We start from the raw sequence: 18,442 nt of genomic DNA on the forward strand, positions 1-18,442 counted from the left end.
AGACAGGCCATGTGGTTTACTGGTGATCCATTAAGGTGAGTTCCGCATAGGCATCGAGAATGTCGCGATTTGGCCAGTAGGTCAGGGACAAAGTGGCCGCTTCGATGTTGTGCCGACGGCTATCGGGCAGCAGCTCAATCGCGCCTTTGATATCTTTTACTTGCAGCGTGCGGGCATCGGCGGACGTAACTGTCCGAATATTCAGGGTGGGTGTGGTGCTGTTGGCCTGGTAATCCGGTTTTTTTGGCAGTTTGGGTGCGGCCAGTGCTGTTTGACGCTTGCTCGCCGGCGTCGCCAGTTCGGGCGGGTTCAAATTGCCTTGCGCCACGACTTCACCGCCCAAGTGCTGATCGGCCGCACCATCGCCGTGGCGATGGACCGTAAGTGACCAGCGATATGCCGAACGCTCGGCATCGAAGAGCGGCAGGACCAGGCGATATTCCAGTTGTCGCCTGAGGATTGCCAAGCTCTTGCCCATGTTGCCGGGTGAGTCGGTTTCGACGAGTCGCAAGCTGAAGTTGACGCCCGCCTGAATACCCATGGTCGCGGCGTTGAGTTCGGCAATGGCCAAGGCGGCATGTTCAGGTTTGCTCCAATGAATGGGCGGTGTTTCATTTTGAAAACCGAAGTAGCAGCGGCGGGCCCAGCGCTCGAGAGGTGTTGATTCCTCCCCTTCGGCCCATTTAAACAATGCGTAACCTGCTAGGCCGAAGAGTAATGCCATGCCGAGCGGCCCTAGCAGCATGGTTGCACCTGTCGACGCGGCCAAAATGCCAGCTGCGACCCCTATACCTGAAGCTGCGGCAGAGAAGAAATACCCTGTTGATGCCGCAGTGTCCCCCCCACTCAAAGTGCGTTTGTAAGCAAACCCCGCTTGAGTCGCATCATAAAGACCCGACACAGCACTGATACTGCCCCCAACCCTTATAACAATGTTGCCAGCGTGTGCCGTTGCTTTGGCGACTGCGGATGCCCGGGCAGATAATCCGCCGATCTTTTGCGCCTGCTCCGCACCTTTTTCCAGTGCAATACCCACAATCTCAACCCCGCCACCCAACACCCCCAAACTACTCCCGTACAGCGCCAACCTGGCCTCATCGGATTTATCCCCAATGGCCTTTTCCGCTTCTTCAATGTTCTTCTTCAATGAGTCGCTGGCAAAGTAGAGGCCGCCAATGGCCATCAGCAGTTCGCTGCTGGTGGCGACACCGCGCAGCCCGGTAAAGCCGGTGCGCACCCAGTGCGCCGCTTGTTGGGTTGATACTTTGAGGCCTTGCAGCAGCTTGCGCGTTTGCGGGTCGAGGGTGCCCAAACCGACGGTGACGTTCACCAGCAAGGCGTGTGCGCTTCGGCCCAGATGATCCACGCCCAGGTTGGCCTGGCGCATCAGGCTGTCTTGCAGTTCGGTGACTTTGCCTTCGACCCAAACGCTGATGGTCACGGCATGGTCAGCTATTTTAGGGTGCAACACCGCCAGGCTGAGCAGGCCGTTCTGGATGATCGGGCGTACCTGTTTGCGCGCTTGGCGGGCCTCATGGTCGATCTCGCCCAGCTTGTCTTTTGCGCTTTCCCAGGTGCGGTCGATGGCATCAGCGGCTTTTTGTTGCAGGCTGCGCAGGTATTCGGATTGCAGGGCGTAGTACTGACCCAGAGTCATCGTCACTTTGAGCTGGGTCAGATGCACGCCGTTATAGAGCAGTTGCACGGCACTGTTAAGACGCGACACAACGCGCGCCACAGCCGGGCTGAGTACCGGTTGCAAGCGGGCACCCGCGCTGTTGAGAGCACCCAGAAGTTGCGCCATGGCCAGTTGCAGATGAGGGCGAACAGAGTGTTTGAACTCGTCGCTGCCGATGAGCGCGACAATCGTGGAATAGAGCTTCTCAGTGTCGTTCCACTCACTCTCATCTGTCTCAGCGTCGAAGCTGGGCAGCAGGTCAGCCAGCAGTTTTTTGTCACGGACTAACAGGGCGCGATAGACCGGGCTTTGCGGGTTTTTAAGCCAATCGCTCCACAGTGATGCCGTGGGGCCGGTGTCTGCAGGAGGGCTCTGGGTGTGTGAGCCCTTGTCTTGCGGGGGCGGCGCCTCGCTGATGCCGCCCTCCAGGCAGCGTGCCATGGTTTGACAGTAGGCCAGCCCTGACGGGCGATTGGCCCCGTCGTAGTCATGTTGCTCGATTCGTACAAACTGCTGTGAGCGGCAGGCGGCAACGTAGGCGTGTGCGCTCTGATCGATATAGCGCTGGTAGTTCGCCAACGCCTCTTCATAAAGTCGCTGAAACAGCGCGCGGGCTTGTTCGTCGTAACGCTCTTCCAGCGCCTCATCGGCGCTCAGGGCTCTTTGCCGTACGAGTCGTTCGCGTTGCACCTCGGGGCTGGAAAAGTCCGGTGGTCCATCGCCACTGACAGGATCAATCGCTGGCGGTGTCTGATTGTCAGCGGTTTCACGGTTTACGACGCGGATAGCCAGCAACAGCTGAGAGGTCTGGTACTTGTAGGCCCGCTCTGGCTCGCTCATCCACTGCTGTCGGGTCTCGATCCAGCCGTTACGCAGGCCGTTGTATTCCTGCACCAGACCGATGGTGTCATCCAGCACAAAGGCCAGTACGCCTTGCTGGAGTTTATGGGTCGCGATGGCGCTAATCACAAAGCCCTTCAGCGCGCCCACACGATGGGCCCGGCTGCAAAACCCATGCACGCTATTGAAATACGGCGCGTGCGCTTGTTGTGAGTGCTCGTAAAAGCGCCAGTCTTTTACCGGAGGGTTAAGTGTTAGGACTGCGGATGAGGCTTCGGTTTTATGCGCTTGGTACTCGTAGACCTGCTTGTCCACCTGCAGGTTTTCAGTGTTCATGGCCAGGCCGACGCTGGCCGGATTGTCGCGGGCGCTGGCGAGGTCGAGCTTTTGAAAGCGCTCTGGGGCGCGACCGGCTTTGTAACCGTCCAGCACGCTGGCGGGCCAAGGATCACTGGCAAAAGCCAGCCAGGCGGTGGTGTGTTTGTCGGTGTCAATGTTGAGGAACGATGCCGGGCCATCGTGATGGGCGCTGACGCATGCATCGGACAGAGAAGCCTCGTTGGCGGGCGCTGGCTCGTAGGGGTTGAACTGGCGCAAATAGCCGTCCGGCGTCACCTGATAAGCCTGCCAGATCGAACGATCCAGCAGCACGTAGAGGTAGCCCGCACGCAAGGTGCGCAACCCCATGCGCGTATCAGTTTGTACGGTATCGGGTCGGGTTTGTTCATCCCGTGAGCGCGGCACGAGGGCGTGGCGCAACGGCAGAATGGGCAGGCCCTTACGTTGACAGGCCCTGCAACGGTCCGTTGAAACGGCCGTTTCGCTGATGGCGATGTTGAGTTGTGTACCCACAGTCATGGACAAGCTCCGGCATAGAATAAATCCTCCACAGCCTGCCTCCAGGCGCTGTCGTTGAAGAGAGCAAACAAGGTGCTGAGCGGTCGCTGTTCTTGGACAGCCTGCTTGATCACGCTGCGAACGCCGGCATGCTCATGCAGACGCGGGTGCAGCATCAGGTGGAACAAGGCCAGTGTCAGGAGGTCGGGTTGTTGTGCGAGCCCCAGCGTGCGGGCTTGGCGGATTTGCATGTAAGCCTTTGCAGCGGCTAGCGGCGGGAGTGCTGTAGGGCCGTTCCAGCGATCAGGTGCATAGGTGAGTGGCACTTGCAGCGCCCGCCGCCAACTGCTCAGCAGTGCAGACACCATGGGCACATCCTGCTGTATGGCGTAAGCGCGCTCGTCGGGAGCAGAACCCTGATCGGGGATGCCTGTCAGCATACCGCTGTCGCCGCTGCTAGTGGGCAGCAGCCAGTGTCGAACTGGCCACCACGGCCCCGGTTCATTACGACGGTAAGTGGCGACGAGCAACTCCAGGCGAAGGGGTTCATGCACCGGGAAATACGTGCGTGTCTGCCCCTGCGTCAGTTGGCCCAGAGCGATGACGTGGGCGCTGACGGTCTGTGCATTGGCGCCACTGCTGAGCCAGCCACACACATAGCGTTTGTGGCGGAAAAAATCATCTTTTGCGCGCAGAGCCGAGAGTGCCAACAGCTGTTGTGAGGGCGACCTGCCCGGCTCGGCCAGAGTCACGAGCACGGGGCAAGCTAATGGCGTATGCATCAAATCGGGACGCAGCAGGGGCGTAATGGCTTCCCGGCCGAGGGTTTGATGCAACGCCTCAATGTGCAACGGGTCGTCCGAGGCGCAGTCGGCCGACAGATCGAGCAGCAAGTACAGCGTGTCGTCGGGCGCATGGTGTTGTGCGACGAATGCCTGAACAGTGGCCGGGGTCATCGGTTTTTCTCCACGCAGGTCTGGCCTGTATCGGGCAGCAACGTCAGCGCCAGGGCATTACCTTCACCCGCTGCTTTGGCCGTCACCGGGCCCTGCAAGGTGATTGCAACGCCATTGAGATGGATGCCCTGTGCATCCAGCGTGATACTGCCGCCGGGCCCCTGGAACACCACGCGTTCACTGGCCTGCAGTTGATAGACCGTGGTGGCTTGATGCATGCCTTGGCCTGCGGTCAAACGATGCTGGCCTTTGATCGTGCTTTGGCTGTGGCCACCGACTTCGCTTTGGTGATTGGCGGTGGTGGAGTCGTAGCGATCATTGCCGACCTGCTGCCAAAGGTCTTTGCCGATGCTGACCTCATGGTTACGCCCGATGGACAGCGAGCGGTCTCGTCCGATCTCATTGGACTGGTCATGTGCAATACAGAGGTGTTCGTCATTGCCAACTTCCTCCTTCCTGTCATTGCCCACAAACGTCGTGTTGTCATGCTTGATGTAAACGTTCTTGTCCCGCTCGGCATGGATGTAAACCTCTTGCTGGCCCACCTCATCCTCAAAGCGCAGTTCGTTAAACCCCGTGCCTTTGTGGGTGCGGCTTTTGATGGTCATGCGGGTTTTGTGTTTGGGCAGTTCGTAGGGCGGCAGGTTGGCCTGGCGGTAGGCTCTGCCGGTGGCGATGGGTTGGTCGGGGTCGCCGTCGAGGTAGCTGATGATCAGTTCCTGGCCGATGCGCGGCACGGCCATGGCGCCCCATAAGGTGCCAGCCCAACCTTGGGTGACGCGGATCCAGCAGGAGCTGTGGTCGTTTTCCTGGCTGTCGCGGTCCCACGGGAAGCTGACTTTGACCCGGCCCCATTCGTCGCAGTAGATCTCTTCCCCCGGCGGGCCGACCACGGTGGCGGTGTGCGGGCCGTCGATGCAGGGTTTGGGCTGCAACGGGGCTTTCCACTCGGCGTCCCAGCGGATGGCGCTGGCCTTTAAATGGTAGGTGGTGCTGTAGTCGCTACCGCCGGCTTCTTCTTGCAGGCTGCTGTGTTGTTTGCCGGTATGTTCAAGGGCGATGCTGCGCCAGCGGTCGTTGAAATCGGGGCGCGGGTGTTCGCTCAGGTCGAAGGCCAGACCGGGTTGCAGGCGGGCGTCGTCGCCTTCGAGTTCGGCCATGCGCGCGTCGCTGCGCAAGGCGTTAAGGCGGGTCTTGGTAAAAGGTTTACCCGCCGCATCGCGCTTGTAGCGGCCGGGGTAGTCGTAGCGCTCGTAGTCCTTGTGCTGGTTTTTCAGGGCCAGGCCGCCATCGGCGGTGTGTTGCTGGTTGTAGCGCGGATGGGTGAAGGTGTAATCGCGCTGGACTTGCCGAGAAGTGCGCACCTGCTCGGTGTAGCTGAAGCGGTGCAAGGCAGGCTCTGACGAATCGCCGCCGCCCATGGGCTGATATAGCACCGGGCAGTCTTTGTGGGTGCCGATGGTGCCAAGGCCACCGACGCGATCGGTGAGGATCAAGGTATGGCCGTCGGTGCGGTGTTCGAAGGTGTAGAGCAGGCCTTCCTCAGCGGCGAGGCGGGCAATAAAGTCGAGGTCGGTTTCACCCGCCTGCACGCAGTATTCGCGGGTCTGGTGATCGAAACAGATCTGTTTTTCGAGGTCGGTGATGCGTTGGCCCTTGAGCACCAGAGTGATGATCTCGGGCACGGTTTTGTACTGAAACATCCGCCAGTTGGAACGCAGGCCCGCGCGGGCCAAGGTCGGCTCGATCACCGCGTGGTAGCGGGTACGGCGAAAACCGGTGTCGCCCTGACGGAACAGACTGACCAGACCATGGACATAGCGCACCGGCGTTTCGCCGCGCCACACCGTGAACAGCGCGCCCAAATCAAGGACACGATTAAAGTCCACCGCCGGGTCGTGGCTGACCAGGTCCAGGGTTAATTTGAAGGGTTGCGACAAGCCTTCTTCGAGCTTGAACTCGACCACCTCAAAGGCATCGCCTTGCAGGGGCTCGAAAGTAAAACGCAGATCGCTTTGACGGGGCATGGGCGCTCCTGAGGCGGCAAGCACCCTACCCCGGATTTTTTACCGGTAGAAGGCAACTGGCACGGCGTGGATCTAGACCAAGGGAGGGAGGATTTTGACGGGCGCTAGCCTTGCTCTTGCCTGCCGAGCACAGGCAAGTGAACAGGACGTACTTTTGGAGTGGTGCCGGAGCATTGTTTCGACATTAGGGATGTCCTTTTTCCTATTCAGAATAAGGAACATTTAACCCTGTAAAGACCCAAGCTGTACTGTAGGCACGATAGCTTTATGGCGTGGGAATAGTCCTAGGAAAAGCCGCCCCGCCTAAGACGTCGCGCTGTCGCGCAGCACACAGGGCCACCGAATATCTTCAGCATCCCCCAATCGGGCGCTTCTACTTCGGGAGAGGCGTGGTGAGGACTTTTAGATCAAAAGCCAGATCAAAAGATCGCGAGCAAGCTCGCTCCTACAGGTAATGCTGTTCACTTATGAGATGCGTACGAATAACTGTAGGAGCGAGCTTGTCTCGCGAGCTTTTAAAAGGTCAAAAGATCGCGAGACAAGCTCGCTCCTACAGGGGCTTTAGAATCAATCCCATACTTTTTAGGGTGCGGTCTAGATAGAAATGGTCAATTTGGGCAGGATGCGCGGGTCATCTGCGAGCTCAGCGCATAAACGAAAAAACCCGCCTTTCGGCGGGTTTTTCGGACGATTCAGAAGCGCTGGAAGCGGCTCTGAATCTTTATCTGGCTCCACGACCTGGACTCGAACCAGGGACCCAATGATTAACAGTCATTTGCTCTACCAACTGAGCTATCGCGGAATGAGGGCTATCTTACTGATATCTAAAAAGAAGTCAACGCTTTGGCTGACTTCTCTCCAAAAATTTTTAGATGACCTTCACAATGGCGTCGGTCACGCCTTCGATGTTGCGCTGGTTCAGGGTTGCAACGCAGATCCGGCCAGTGTCGAGCGCGTAGATGCCGAACTCGGTGCGCAGGCGCCCTACTTGTTCAGCGGTCAGGCCGGAGTACGAGAACATGCCGCGCTGACGCGCAACAAAGCTGAAATCGTGGCCTGGTGCTTTTTTCGCAAGCAGTTCAACCATCTGACGGCGCATGCCGCTGATGCGCTCGCGCATTTCAGCCAGTTCGGCTTCCCACTTGGCACGCAGGTCCGGGCTGTTGAGAACGGCCGCGACAATGCTTGCACCGTGAGTCGGCGGGTTGGAGTAGTTGGTGCGGATCACACGCTTGACCTGGGACAGAACGCGAGCGCTCTCGTCTTTGGATTGGGTGACGATCGACAGTGCACCTACACGCTCGCCGTAGATCGAGAACGATTTGGAGAACGAGCTGGACACGAAGAAGCTCAGGCCCGAGTCAGCAAACAGACGCACGGCAGCGGCGTCTTCGGCGATGCCATCGCCAAAGCCCTGGTAAGCCATGTCCAGGAACGGAATCAGGCCCTTGGCTTTGACAACTTCCAGTACGTTCTGCCAGTCAGCCGGGGTCAGGTCAACGCCGGTCGGGTTGTGGCAGCAGGCGTGCAGCACAACGATCGAGCCGGCAGGCAGGGCGTTGAGGTCTTCGAGCATGCCAGCGCGGTTCACGTCATGGCTGGCGGCGTCGTAGTAACGGTAGTTCTGTACCGGGAAACCCGCGGCTTCGAACAGTGCGCGGTGGTTTTCCCAGCTTGGATCGCTGATGGCGACCACAGCGTCTGGCTGCAGTTGCTTGAGGAAGTCAGCACCGATTTTCAGCGCGCCCGTGCCACCAACCGATTGCGTGGTAATCACACGGCCAGCAGCCAACAGTGCCGAGTCAGCACCGAACAGCAGCTTTTGTACTGCCTGGTCGTAGGCTTGAATGCCATCGATCGGCAAGTAGCCGCGCGAAGCGTGCTCTGCTGCCCGGATCGTTTCGGCTTCGATAACGGCACGCAAGAGTGGAATTCGTCCCTCTTCGTTGCAGTAAACACCGACCCCCAAATTCACTTTGTCGGTACGAGTATCGGCATTGAATGCTTCGTTGAGGCCCAGGATAGGATCGCGTGGTGCCATTTCGACAGCGGAGAACAGGCTCATTATTACGGCGGCTCTGAATGGATGATGGAGGGGGTGACAACGCTCCAGCCGATTGCACTAGAGCGGTGCACAAACGGGGAGCAAGTATAAAGCTGATCAGGATTGGGGCAACAGGCGAAACCCGGTTTTGGCCAAGTATTTGAGTTTATTTTTGGCCCACTGGTCTAATTGCAATATTTGCCCAAACCGGCGTGCCAGCCTCACGCCTTGAAACAGTCAGTCACGATCTCCATATTTACACGTATCCTGTTTGCGCTGCGGCATGCGTCGTGTGCAGTCTTTCTCGCTTTGGCCGGGATTATCCCGACTCAAGGAAGCGAAACCAGAGGTCCTTTATGTCCGATTTTCAGCTCGTTACCCGCTTTCAGCCCGCCGGCGACCAGCCCGTGGCCATTCGCCAGATGATCGAAGGCATTGAGGCCGGTCTGTCGCACCAGACCCTGCTCGGGGTAACCGGTTCGGGCAAGACGTTCAGCATTGCCAACGTGATTGCCCATGTCAATCGACCGACGCTGGTACTGGCGCCGAACAAAACCCTGGCCGCGCAGTTGTACGGCGAGTTCAAGTCGTTCTTCCCGAACAATGCGGTGGAATACTTCGTCTCGTACTACGACTACTACCAGCCGGAAGCGTACGTCCCCTCCTCCGATACCTTTATCGAGAAAGACGCGTCGATCAACGACCACATCGAACAGATGCGACTGTCGGCGACCAAGGCGTTGCTGGAGCGCAAGGACGCGATCATTGTGACCACGGTGTCGTGCATTTATGGTTTGGGCAGTCCGGAAACCTATCTGAAGATGGTGCTGCACATCGACCGTGGCGACAAACTCGACCAGCGCGAGCTGTTGCGCCGTCTGGCCGACCTGCAATACACCCGCAATGACATGGATTTTGCCCGCGCCACCTTCCGGGTGCGCGGCGATGTGATTGATATCTACCCGGCCGAATCGGACCTTGAAGCGATTCGCATCGAACTGTTTGATGACGAAGTCGAAAGCATCAGCGCCTTTGACCCGCTGACCGGCGAAGTGATCCGCAAAATGCCGCGCTTCACCTTCTATCCGAAAAGCCACTATGTGACCCCGCGCGAAACCTTGCTCGATGCCGTGGAAGGGATCAAGGCAGAACTCAAGGAACGCCTCGACTACCTGCGCACCCACGACAAACTGGTTGAGGCGCAGCGTCTGGAACAGCGCACCCGCTTCGATCTGGAAATGATCATGGAGCTGGGTTATTGCAACGGCATCGAAAACTACTCGCGCTACCTCTCGGGGCGTGAGTCGGGTGCACCGCCACCAACGCTGTTTGATTACCTGCCTGCTGACGCACTGCTGGTGATCGACGAATCCCACGTCAGCGTGCCGCAAGTCGGGGCCATGTATAAAGGCGACCGCTCGCGTAAAGAAACCCTGGTGGAGTACGGTTTCCGTCTGCCTTCGGCGCTGGACAACCGGCCGATGCGCTTTGACGAGTGGGAGCGCATCAGCCCGCAAACGATCTTCGTCTCGGCGACCCCGGGCAATTACGAAGCCGAGCACGCGGGCCAGGTGATTGAGCAGGTAGTACGGCCAACCGGTCTGGTCGACCCGCAAATCGAGATTCGCCCGGCGCTGACCCAGGTCGACGATCTGCTCTCCGAAATCAACAAGCGTGTGGCGATTGAAGAACGCGTGCTGGTGACCACGCTGACCAAGCGCATGTCCGAAGACTTGACCGACTACCTGGCCGATCACGGCGTGCGCGTGCGTTACCTGCACTCGGACATCGATACCGTGGAGCGGGTCGAGATCATTCGCGATTTGCGCCTGGGCGTGTTTGATGTGCTGGTGGGCATCAACTTGCTGCGTGAAGGCCTGGACATGCCCGAAGTGTCGCTGGTGGCGATTCTGGACGCCGACAAAGAAGGCTTCCTGCGCTCCGAACGCTCCTTGATCCAGACCATTGGCCGCGCCGCTCGTAACCTCAATGGCCAGGCGATTCTGTACGCCGACCGCATCACCGGGTCGATGGAACGGGCCATTGGTGAAACCGAACGCCGTCGCGAAAAACAGATCGCGTTCAACGCAGCCAACGGCATCACCCCTAAAGGCGTGTTCAAAGACGTCGCCGATATTATGGAAGGCGCGGTGGTACCGGGTTCGCGCAGCAAGAAGCGCAAAGGCATGGCCAAGGCCGCCGAAGAAAACGCCAAGTACGAAAACGAATTGCGCTCGCCGAGCGAGATCAGCAAACGCATTCGCCAACTGGAAGAAAAAATGTACGCCTTGGCCCGCGACCTGGAATTCGAAGCCGCAGCACAAATGCGCGACGAAATCGGCAAACTCCGGGAGCGGTTGTTGCAGGTTTAATTTTTAAACCACACACATAACTGTAGGAGCGAGCTTGTCTCGCGATCTTTTGATTATTTAAAAGATCGCGAGGCAAACTCGCTCCTACAGGTCAATAATGATTTGCATTTCCAAAAACACATATAAAAACAGCCGCACTCCAAAGATTCAACACCCGCTTTATTAATCTGAAAGTCCCCTCCCTGACTAACAATCAAAACTTGCTGTTAGTTGTATTTTGGCTATAAACAACTTTCAAAGTATTAACACCGGATGTTAATCAGTTTGCCAGGGTGGGCACTATGTCTATGGATCGTCGCTCCTTTCTTGTATCGCTGGCCTTGATACCGCCTGCCTTGTATTGGTCGAGTGCGCTGCTGGCCGCAGGGTCGGCTTCAGATGCGTTTCGCGAGGTGAGCCGGATCATTACCGGCGCCGATAACCTGACCCCCAGTGCCGCCGCACGGATCGAGGCCTTGCTGACTGAGCGCCACACAGGCTTTGCCGCACACCTCGCCGCATTGCACAAAACCCTGGCCGCAAGCACCAGCCGCGAAGCGGGTCTGTCGGCCCTCAGCGGTACGGATCTGGACACGGCATTGATCATCGCCAAACCTTGGTATTTGGGCTATGTCGGCACCCCTTCAGGGCGAATTCTTGAAGATGACGCCGCCTTCGCCACGTTTCTTGAAATGCAGGCGTATGCCAAGACCGGCGGCATTATCCCTGCTCAGAGCTACCCACCCGGCCCGGCAGGCTGGTGGCGAGACACGCCACGCGGGGTCGACGCTTCCGATTTGCCGGAAGGCGCCACCACCTGGGCTTATCAGCCATTGAAGCATTACACCATCGCTGCCCCTGACCCGGCCTGGCACGCCTATGCCGAAGGCCGGTTCGACTCAATCGAAGCTGCCCGCGCGGCACTGGGCCAGGAGGCAAGGAAATGAGCGATTACGATGCTGACGTGATTGTCGTGGGCTCAGGTTCACTGGGCTCCATGGTGGCGTTGGAGCTGGCCCGCGCCGGGAAAAAAGTCATCGTGCTGGAAGCCGGACCTGAAACCACAGACTGGAAAGTCACCGACAACTTTCGTAATTCGGCGCGGCAGAACAATTTCAACGCGCTGTTCCCGGATGTGCCCTACGCCCCTAACAGCTTCAGCCCCGGTTATATCAGCCCGCACCTTGAAGGGATCGAGGTGTTCCCCGGCACCCTGCGTTCAGTGGGCGGCACCTCACGGCACTGGACGGCGGCCACCTGGCGCCTGCTCCCCGAAGACATGACCTTGAAGTCCAGCTTCGGCCTCGCCGTGGACTGGCCCATCACCTATGCCGAGCTTGAGCCGTTCTATTGCGACGCCGAATACGAAATCGGGGTCAACGGCATCGCCGATTACGACGAGTCCGGCCAAGGGTTGGGGTATACCTACCCGCCCCGCTCCCGGCCTTTTCCACTGCCGCCCGAAGCCAAGCCCTACGCCATTCAGCGCTTGCAGCAACAAATTGCAACCAAGGGTTATCGCATCGACGTCGCCCCTTCGTCACGCATCAGCAAACCCTATGACGGCCGCCCCGCGTGTATTGGCAACAACATGTGCAACTGGAACTGCCCGATCGGCGCCAAGCACTCGGGGTATCACGTCGTTGAAAAGATCCGCAAGTTGGGCGTCGACCTGCGCAGCAACGCCATCGTGCACAAGATCGAAACCGGCTCGGACGGCCAGGTGACCGCCCTCCACTACCTGACGCCTAACCGTGCCGCCACGCGGCTCACGGCCAAAGTTTATGTGCTGGCCGGCCATGGCTTTGAAACCCCCAAGCTGATGCTGATGAACAACCTCGGGGCGCGTTCGGGCATGGTCGGACGCAACCTGATGGTTCACCCCACCATCGACATGACCCTGCTCTCGTCGGAGCCGTTGTGGGCCGGACGCGGGCAGAACATTCACGGCGCGATCATGCAGCGGCGCAATCAGCCAGACCGCACGCGTATTCCTTCGACGCGCTATGACTTGCTGAACAACCCGCCCACTGTCGGCATTGCCGAAACCGCCCTGTCGGAGCGTAAGATCGGCGCCGCGCTGGATGACGAAATCCACGATCGTTCAGCCCGTATTTTCACCTTTGAAGCCCTGACCGAAGATTTGCCGGACAAGGCCAACGGGATATCCCTGAACCCCGGCTTCAAGGATTCGCTCGGCTTACCGGGATTGCGCCTGGACTACCGGATCTCGGACTACACCAACGCCAACCTGCCCCGGCTGATGGACGACTTTGCCAACTTCCTGCAAGCCACCAACGGTACGCGGATCAGTGCACCCACAAAATGGATTTGCCAGCAGCACATCATGGGCACGGTGCGTATGGGCACCCGGGCCGAGGATGCTGTTGTGGACCGGGATCTGCGCTGTTTTGATCACCAGAACCTGTTTCTGGTGACCACTGGAGTCATGCCCACGGCGGGCGGTGTGAACCCCACCCTGACCGGGATGGCGCTGGCCATCCGTGCTGGCAAACATATCGCCAAGGAGGTGTGACATGCGTAAAGCCTTGATAGCCGTCACCCTCGCCCTCGGCACACAGTGGGCCAGTGCTCAGTCAAACGATGCCAGCACGGTTGAGCGTGGCAAATACATCGCCACGGCAGCCGATTGCGCGGGCTGCCATGGCGAAAACCTGGCGGGCGGCGCTGCAATTGCCAGTCCCCTGGGGCCTATTTATGCCTCCAACATCACCCCGGACACACATACAGGCATCGGCAACTGGAGCGAAGAACAGTTGCGCGACGCCCTGCGCAAAGGCCGCGCCCCCGGCAAAGGCTGGCTGTATCCGGCAATGCCGTACACGTCCTACACCGGCATCAGCGATGCCGATGTGTCAGCGCTCTACGCCTATTTGCAGAGCGTGCCTGCGGTCAACCATGAAGTGCGCGCAACCGACTTGGGCTTTCCGTTCATACGGCCGGCCATGATTGCCTGGAACGCGCTGTACCTAAAGGAAGGGCACGCGGCAGGCGAGAAACCTGCGCAAGGTGAGTCGGCAGAACGCGGGCGCTATCTGGTCGAGGCCCTCGGGCATTGCAGCGCGTGTCACACACCACGCGGGGTACTCATGGCGGAGTTGCCGGAGCAGCATCTGGCCGGCGCGTTTGTCGGCGGCTGGCAAGCCCCCAACCTCACTAACGACCCGTCCGGGCTGGGTAGCTGGAGCGATGAGGAACTCAAACAGTTTCTGCAAAAAGGCCATAACCCGGTGGCGGTCGCAGGCGGTGATATGGGCCTGGCTGTGAGTCGTAGCCTGAGCCATCTGGGCGACAGCGACATTGCCGACATCATTGCCTACTTGCGCCAGGTGCCACCGGTCATTACCCAAGCATTGCCTGCTGCGCCCTCACGCCCGGCCCGCGTCGACCCTGACACGGTCGAGGGACCGATTACCGGCTGGCGTAACCTGGCCAACAACGCCACCACCGATGGTGCAGTGTTGTATCAATCGGCGTGTGCCAGTTGTCACGGGGTCGACGGCACTGGCACCGCAGGGCCGGACTTAGGCGGGTTACGCGACTTGCGCTCGGCCCATCCCAATAACCTGGTGCAAGTCATCGCCGGGGGCATCAACCTCGAAATGGATGGCAGGCACATCCTCATGCCCGGTTTCCGTGACCAAATGAACAACGAGCAAATCGCCGCACTGGCCCGCTATGTGCGTTCGACATTTGGGCAAGTGCCAGGCTCCGGGCCGGATGAACAGGAGGTGGCCAGTATTCTGTCGGATAAAACACCGGTGAGCTGGCTGATCAACTACGCCCCGGCGCTGGCCTGGGGTTCGATTGTCGTGCTGGTGCTGCTGGTGGGTTGGGTGTTCGCGCGGCGTAAAGTCTAGGCCCCCGTGGGAGCGGGCTTGCTCGCGATGCAAACGACTGGGTCTGTCTGTTACACCTCGTCGATCCAATCGCGAGCAAGCCCGCTCCCACAGCGTGATGGCGTTCGCGGTGTCGCGAGGTTGGCTACAACTGTGTAAGGATGTTGCTTTGTTTTTGCCGCTTGTCCTTCAAGGAAGACCATGACCTCCATGCCTAAAGCGCCTCCGGTACCGGGGCGTCTCGAACAACTCTCGACGCGAATTGCCTTTTTTATTGCCGGCTTCGGCATCGCTGCCTGGGCACCACTGGTGCCTTACGCCAAAGCACGGGCCGGGTTGGATGACGCGACGCTGGGGCTGTTGCTGCTGTCGCTGGGCGTCGGTTCGATTCTGGCAATGCCGATAGCCGGGGTGCTGGCCACCCGCTTTGGTTGCCGCCGGGTGCTGACCGCCGGGACCCTGCTGATCTGCCTGAGTCTGCCGTTGCTGGCGACAGTCAGTTCCATCCCGTTACTGATTGCCACGCTGTTTGTCTTTGGCGCTGGGCTGGGCACCGTCGACTCCACCGTCAACCTGCAGGCAGTGATTGTCGAACGCGCCAGCGGGCGCAACATGATGTCCGGCTTTCATGGTTTGTTCAGTGTCGGCGGGATCGTCGGCGCTGCCGGGGTCAGCGGCCTGCTGGCCGTCGGTCTGACGCCTTTGTGGGCCATGGCCGTGGTCATCGTGCTGATCCTCGCAGCGCTGTTCAAGGCCGCTCCGCACCTGTTGCCCTATGGCAGCGAGAGCAGCGGCCCGGCGTTTGCCATTCCCCATGGCGTAGTGCTGTTTATCGGCCTGCTGTGCTTTACCGTGTTTTTGGCTGAAGGCGCGATGCTCGACTGGAGCGCGGTGTTCCTGACCTCTGAAAAACACATCAACGAGGTGTATGCCGGGCTCGGTTATGCCGCGTTTGCCCTGACCATGACGGCAGGCCGTTTGCTCGGCGATACCATCGTCAGCCGCCTGGGCGCACGTCGGGTCATTGTTCTGGGCGGGCTATGTGCTGCCGCCGGGTTGGCGTTGGCGACAGCGGCGCCGGACTGGGAAGTGTCGCTGTTGGGCTACGCGCTGGTGGGTGCCGGCTGCTCGAATATCGTGCCGGTGCTGTACACCGCGGTGGGCAAGCAAACGGTGATGCCTGAGAGCATCGCCGTGCCGGCCATTACTACGCTGGGTTATGCGGGGATTTTGGTAGGGCCTGCGGCCATTGGCTTTATCGCCCATGTCAGCAGCTTGAACATCGCCTTCGGCCTGATCGCCGTGATGCTGGTAGGCGTGGCCATCAGCGGGCGCATCTTGAAAGTCTGACCCCCACGTACTTGTAGGAGCGAGCTTGCTCGCGATCTTTTGATCGTTCAAAAAATCGCAAGCAAGCCGTGCTGCTTTAGAACCCTACGCTGGCCTGCACGAAGAACGTGCGCGGCTCACCCACGTAGATACCCGAGTTGTTGTCGCTGGAACGGGTGTAGTACTCGTGGTTGAACAGGTTTTTGATGCCCGCGCCCACTTTCAGGTTCGATGCTTCAGGGCCAAAGTCGTAACCGACACGGGTGCTCCAGGTGGCGTAACCCGGAATATCGCCGTACTGGCCGTCCGGCGTCGGGTCGGTGATGTAAACCCCACCAGTGCCCGGTGCATGCTGTTGCGACTGGGCAAACATGTCGAGGTTGTAGCTCCAGCGGTTGACCACGTAGCGGGCGCCCAAGTTGAGCACTTGGCGCGAGTACAACGGCAGGTCACGGCCTTTGAAGTTGGCGATGTCACCCTCGGAGGTGGCTTTGGTGTAGGTGAAACCGGCGTTCACCGACAGGCCGTCAAGGGCCGGGTTAAGCGTCGACATGTCGTAATGAACCGACGTCTCGATACCCTGGTGCTTGGTCGCGCCTAGGTTGGTCCAGCCCACGTCGTTGCTCACGTATTGCAGTTCATCAGCAAAGTCGATGTAGAACAGCGTAACTTCGCCGCCCCACACGCCATTGTCATAACGGGTACCGATTTCATAGGTCTTGGCCTTTTCAGGCTTCAGGCCCGCGGCGGTCTGGTCGCCCTGGCCGCCCTGACCCAACTGGAAGTACTGCAAGCTGCCAAACGAGGTTTCGTAGTTGGCGAACAGTTTCCAGGCATCGGAAAGGTGGTACATCACGCTCAAGGCCGGCAACGCTTCGTTGCTGTCGATGCTGCGGTTTTTTTCCGGGACCGGCACGCCTTTGTTGTCCAGCACCGAGTGGTCCTGCCAGTTGGTGCTGATGCGCTCGAAGCGAATGCCCGGGGTAATGGTCCACTTGCCGACATCGATCTTGTCATCGATGTAGAACGAGTTGGCTTCGGTCCCGCCGGTACGGTCCTGATAAATATGGCCGTCAGCCCCTGGACGGGCCACAGGCACGTTATTGACCAGTTGCAGTTGGCTGGCTTCTTCCTGCATGGCTTCTTTCAGGTAGCGATAGCCAATGCCCACTTCCTGGGTAACCTCACCCAGGGTGAAGACGTGCGACACCCGTGGCTCGATGCCGAAGGTGTGGTAGCTACGCGGGTATGACGCCAGGGTTTGCAGGTTGCGCGCAGCAATGTTGCTGCCACGGAAGCTGTCGGTGTAGTAGGTCAGGACTTCAAACTGGGTCTGGTCATCAATCTGCCGCAGGTATTTGAAGGACACGTCCTTACGGCGCCCGGTGAAGTTGTCCCAGTCGCGCACGGACTGGTACGGGTCGGCATCAAACTGCTTCTGCGTCAGGCCGCCGGGCATGTCGGCGGTGGCGTCGTAGTAGTGGAAGTTAAGGCTGAAATCGTCCTGATCGGTCGGCGCCCAATGGGTTTTCAGCAACACGTCGTCGATGTCGTTGTTGTTATTGCTCGCCCGGTAGCCATCACCTTTGACACCGGAATAGAGCAATGCAGCACCAATGCCGTTATCGGCCGTGCCGCCCAGAAAGGCCGATTCCAGGTGCTTCCAGCCGCCACGCTCGGAGGTTTCCAGAGTGGTACCGACTTCGCCCTGGAAGGTTTCCGGGATGGCGCGGGTCACAAAGTTGATCACGCCGCCCACGTTCTGTGGTCCGTAGCGCACCGAACCGGCACCGCGTACCACGTCAATGCTGTCGAGGTTGCCCGAGGAAATCGGCGCCATCGACAGTTGCGGCTGGCCGTACGGGGCAAACGCTGCCGGTACGCCGTCAATCAATACGGTCGAACGGGGCGACAGACGCGAGGTCAAGCCACGCACGCCGACGTTCAAGGAGATATCGCTGCCGCCGGTGCCGTTGGATTCCTGTACCTGCACACCGGGAATGGTCTTGAGCACGTCGCCGACGGTCATTGCGCCCTGCTCGACCATCGCCTCGCGGCGCACCACTGTCCGCGCGCCGGGGTGGTTCTGCACCACTTGGGCGTTGGCATCACCCAGCCAGTTACCCACCACTTTCACGTCTACCGGCCCCAGCTCCAGCGGGCCGGAAGCGTCGGAGGCGCTCACGGTGGCCGCCGGGGTCAGAGTCACGGCGTCGCCATCAAGCTGGTAGTTCAAGCCACTGCCTTGCAGCAGTTCACGCAGCGCTTGCTCGGGTGACAGGGTGCCGTTGACCGCAGGCGCCTGCTTGCCGGCCACCAGTTGCGGACTGAAAAACACCTGCAACGAAGTTTGCTGCGCCAACTGGCTCAACGCGGCACCCAACGGCTGGGCCTGGATATGGATGGCGCTGGCAACGGCTTCGCCGGCAAACGCAGCGGGCATCGCCGCACTGACCGCGAGGGCCAGCGCCAGTGGCAACAAGCGCGATCGTGCGCTGGACGATGGAGCTTTCAAAGATG

General features: G+C 59.5%; 10 protein-coding genes and 1 tRNA gene. 5 read left to right on the top strand and 6 right to left on the bottom strand.

Going from position 1 to position 18,442, the window contains the following annotated elements; all coding sequences use genetic code 11:
* Window positions 1-16: 16 nt before the first annotated feature.
* From TU84_RS11360 to TU84_RS11380, 5 genes are all read right to left on the bottom strand, one after another.
* Complete coding sequence (locus TU84_RS11360) at window positions 17-3,376, bottom strand: T6SS effector BTH_I2691 family protein (RefSeq protein WP_048369181.1); 3,360 nt, start codon at window positions 3,374-3,376, stop codon at window positions 17-19.
* The gene (locus tag TU84_RS11365) at window positions 3,373-4,311 is read right to left on the bottom strand and encodes a hypothetical protein (RefSeq protein ID WP_053225214.1); all 939 of its coding nucleotides are present in this window, start codon (window positions 4,309-4,311) and stop codon (window positions 3,373-3,375) included. The genes TU84_RS11360 and TU84_RS11365 overlap by 4 nt, the downstream gene beginning before the upstream one ends.
* Window positions 4,308-6,338: a type VI secretion system Vgr family protein gene (locus TU84_RS11370; RefSeq protein WP_048369182.1), complete on the bottom strand. Its 2,031-nt coding sequence runs from the start codon at window positions 6,336-6,338 to the stop codon at window positions 4,308-4,310. Before TU84_RS11370 ends, TU84_RS11365 begins: the two co-directional genes overlap by 4 nt.
* Window positions 6,339-7,064: 726 nt before the next feature.
* A tRNA-Asn gene (locus tag TU84_RS11375) sits at window positions 7,065-7,140 on the bottom strand.
* A gap of 66 nt (window positions 7,141-7,206) precedes the next feature.
* Window positions 7,207-8,403: an amino acid aminotransferase gene (locus TU84_RS11380; protein WP_048369183.1), complete on the bottom strand. Its 1,197-nt coding sequence runs from the start codon at window positions 8,401-8,403 to the stop codon at window positions 7,207-7,209.
* A 335-nt stretch (window positions 8,404-8,738) separates the two neighbouring features.
* Here TU84_RS11380 and uvrB point away from each other — a divergent pair, with 335 nt between their 5' ends.
* The 5 genes from uvrB (at window position 8,739) to TU84_RS11405 (ending at window position 15,943) form a co-directional block, all read left to right on the top strand.
* Window positions 8,739-10,754 carry an excinuclease ABC subunit UvrB gene (gene uvrB, locus TU84_RS11385; protein ID WP_048369184.1) on the top strand — a complete coding sequence of 672 codons (2,016 nt, stop codon included), beginning with the start codon at window positions 8,739-8,741 and terminating at the stop codon, window positions 10,752-10,754.
* 281 nt (window positions 10,755-11,035) lie between these two features.
* Entirely contained in the window at window positions 11,036-11,680 is a 645-nt protein-coding gene (locus tag TU84_RS25230) for a sugar dehydrogenase complex small subunit (protein ID WP_082148689.1), read from the top strand.
* Window positions 11,677-13,269, top strand: a complete 1,593-nt coding sequence (locus TU84_RS11395; protein WP_048369185.1) for a GMC family oxidoreductase — start codon at window positions 11,677-11,679, stop codon at window positions 13,267-13,269. The genes TU84_RS25230 and TU84_RS11395 overlap by 4 nt, the downstream gene beginning before the upstream one ends.
* Window position 13,270: 1 nt before the next feature.
* A complete protein-coding gene (locus TU84_RS11400) occupies window positions 13,271-14,614 on the top strand; it encodes a cytochrome c (RefSeq protein ID WP_082148690.1) in 1,344 nt (447 codons plus the stop codon).
* A gap of 180 nt (window positions 14,615-14,794) precedes the next feature.
* On the top strand, window positions 14,795-15,943 hold the full coding sequence (locus TU84_RS11405) for an MFS transporter (RefSeq protein ID WP_048369186.1): 1,149 nt from the start codon (window positions 14,795-14,797) through the stop codon (window positions 15,941-15,943).
* Between the two features lie 76 nt (window positions 15,944-16,019).
* On the opposite strand, the gene TU84_RS11410 is transcribed toward TU84_RS11405, so the two are convergent.
* Window positions 16,020-18,365, bottom strand: coding sequence for a TonB-dependent siderophore receptor (locus TU84_RS11410; protein WP_241486408.1), 2,346 nt, complete (start codon window positions 18,363-18,365; stop codon window positions 16,020-16,022).
* Window positions 18,366-18,442 lie beyond the last annotated feature (77 nt).

It is taken from the genome of Pseudomonas helleri, from assembly GCF_001043025.1.
GTDB classification, from domain to species: domain Bacteria; phylum Pseudomonadota; class Gammaproteobacteria; order Pseudomonadales; family Pseudomonadaceae; genus Aquipseudomonas; species Aquipseudomonas helleri.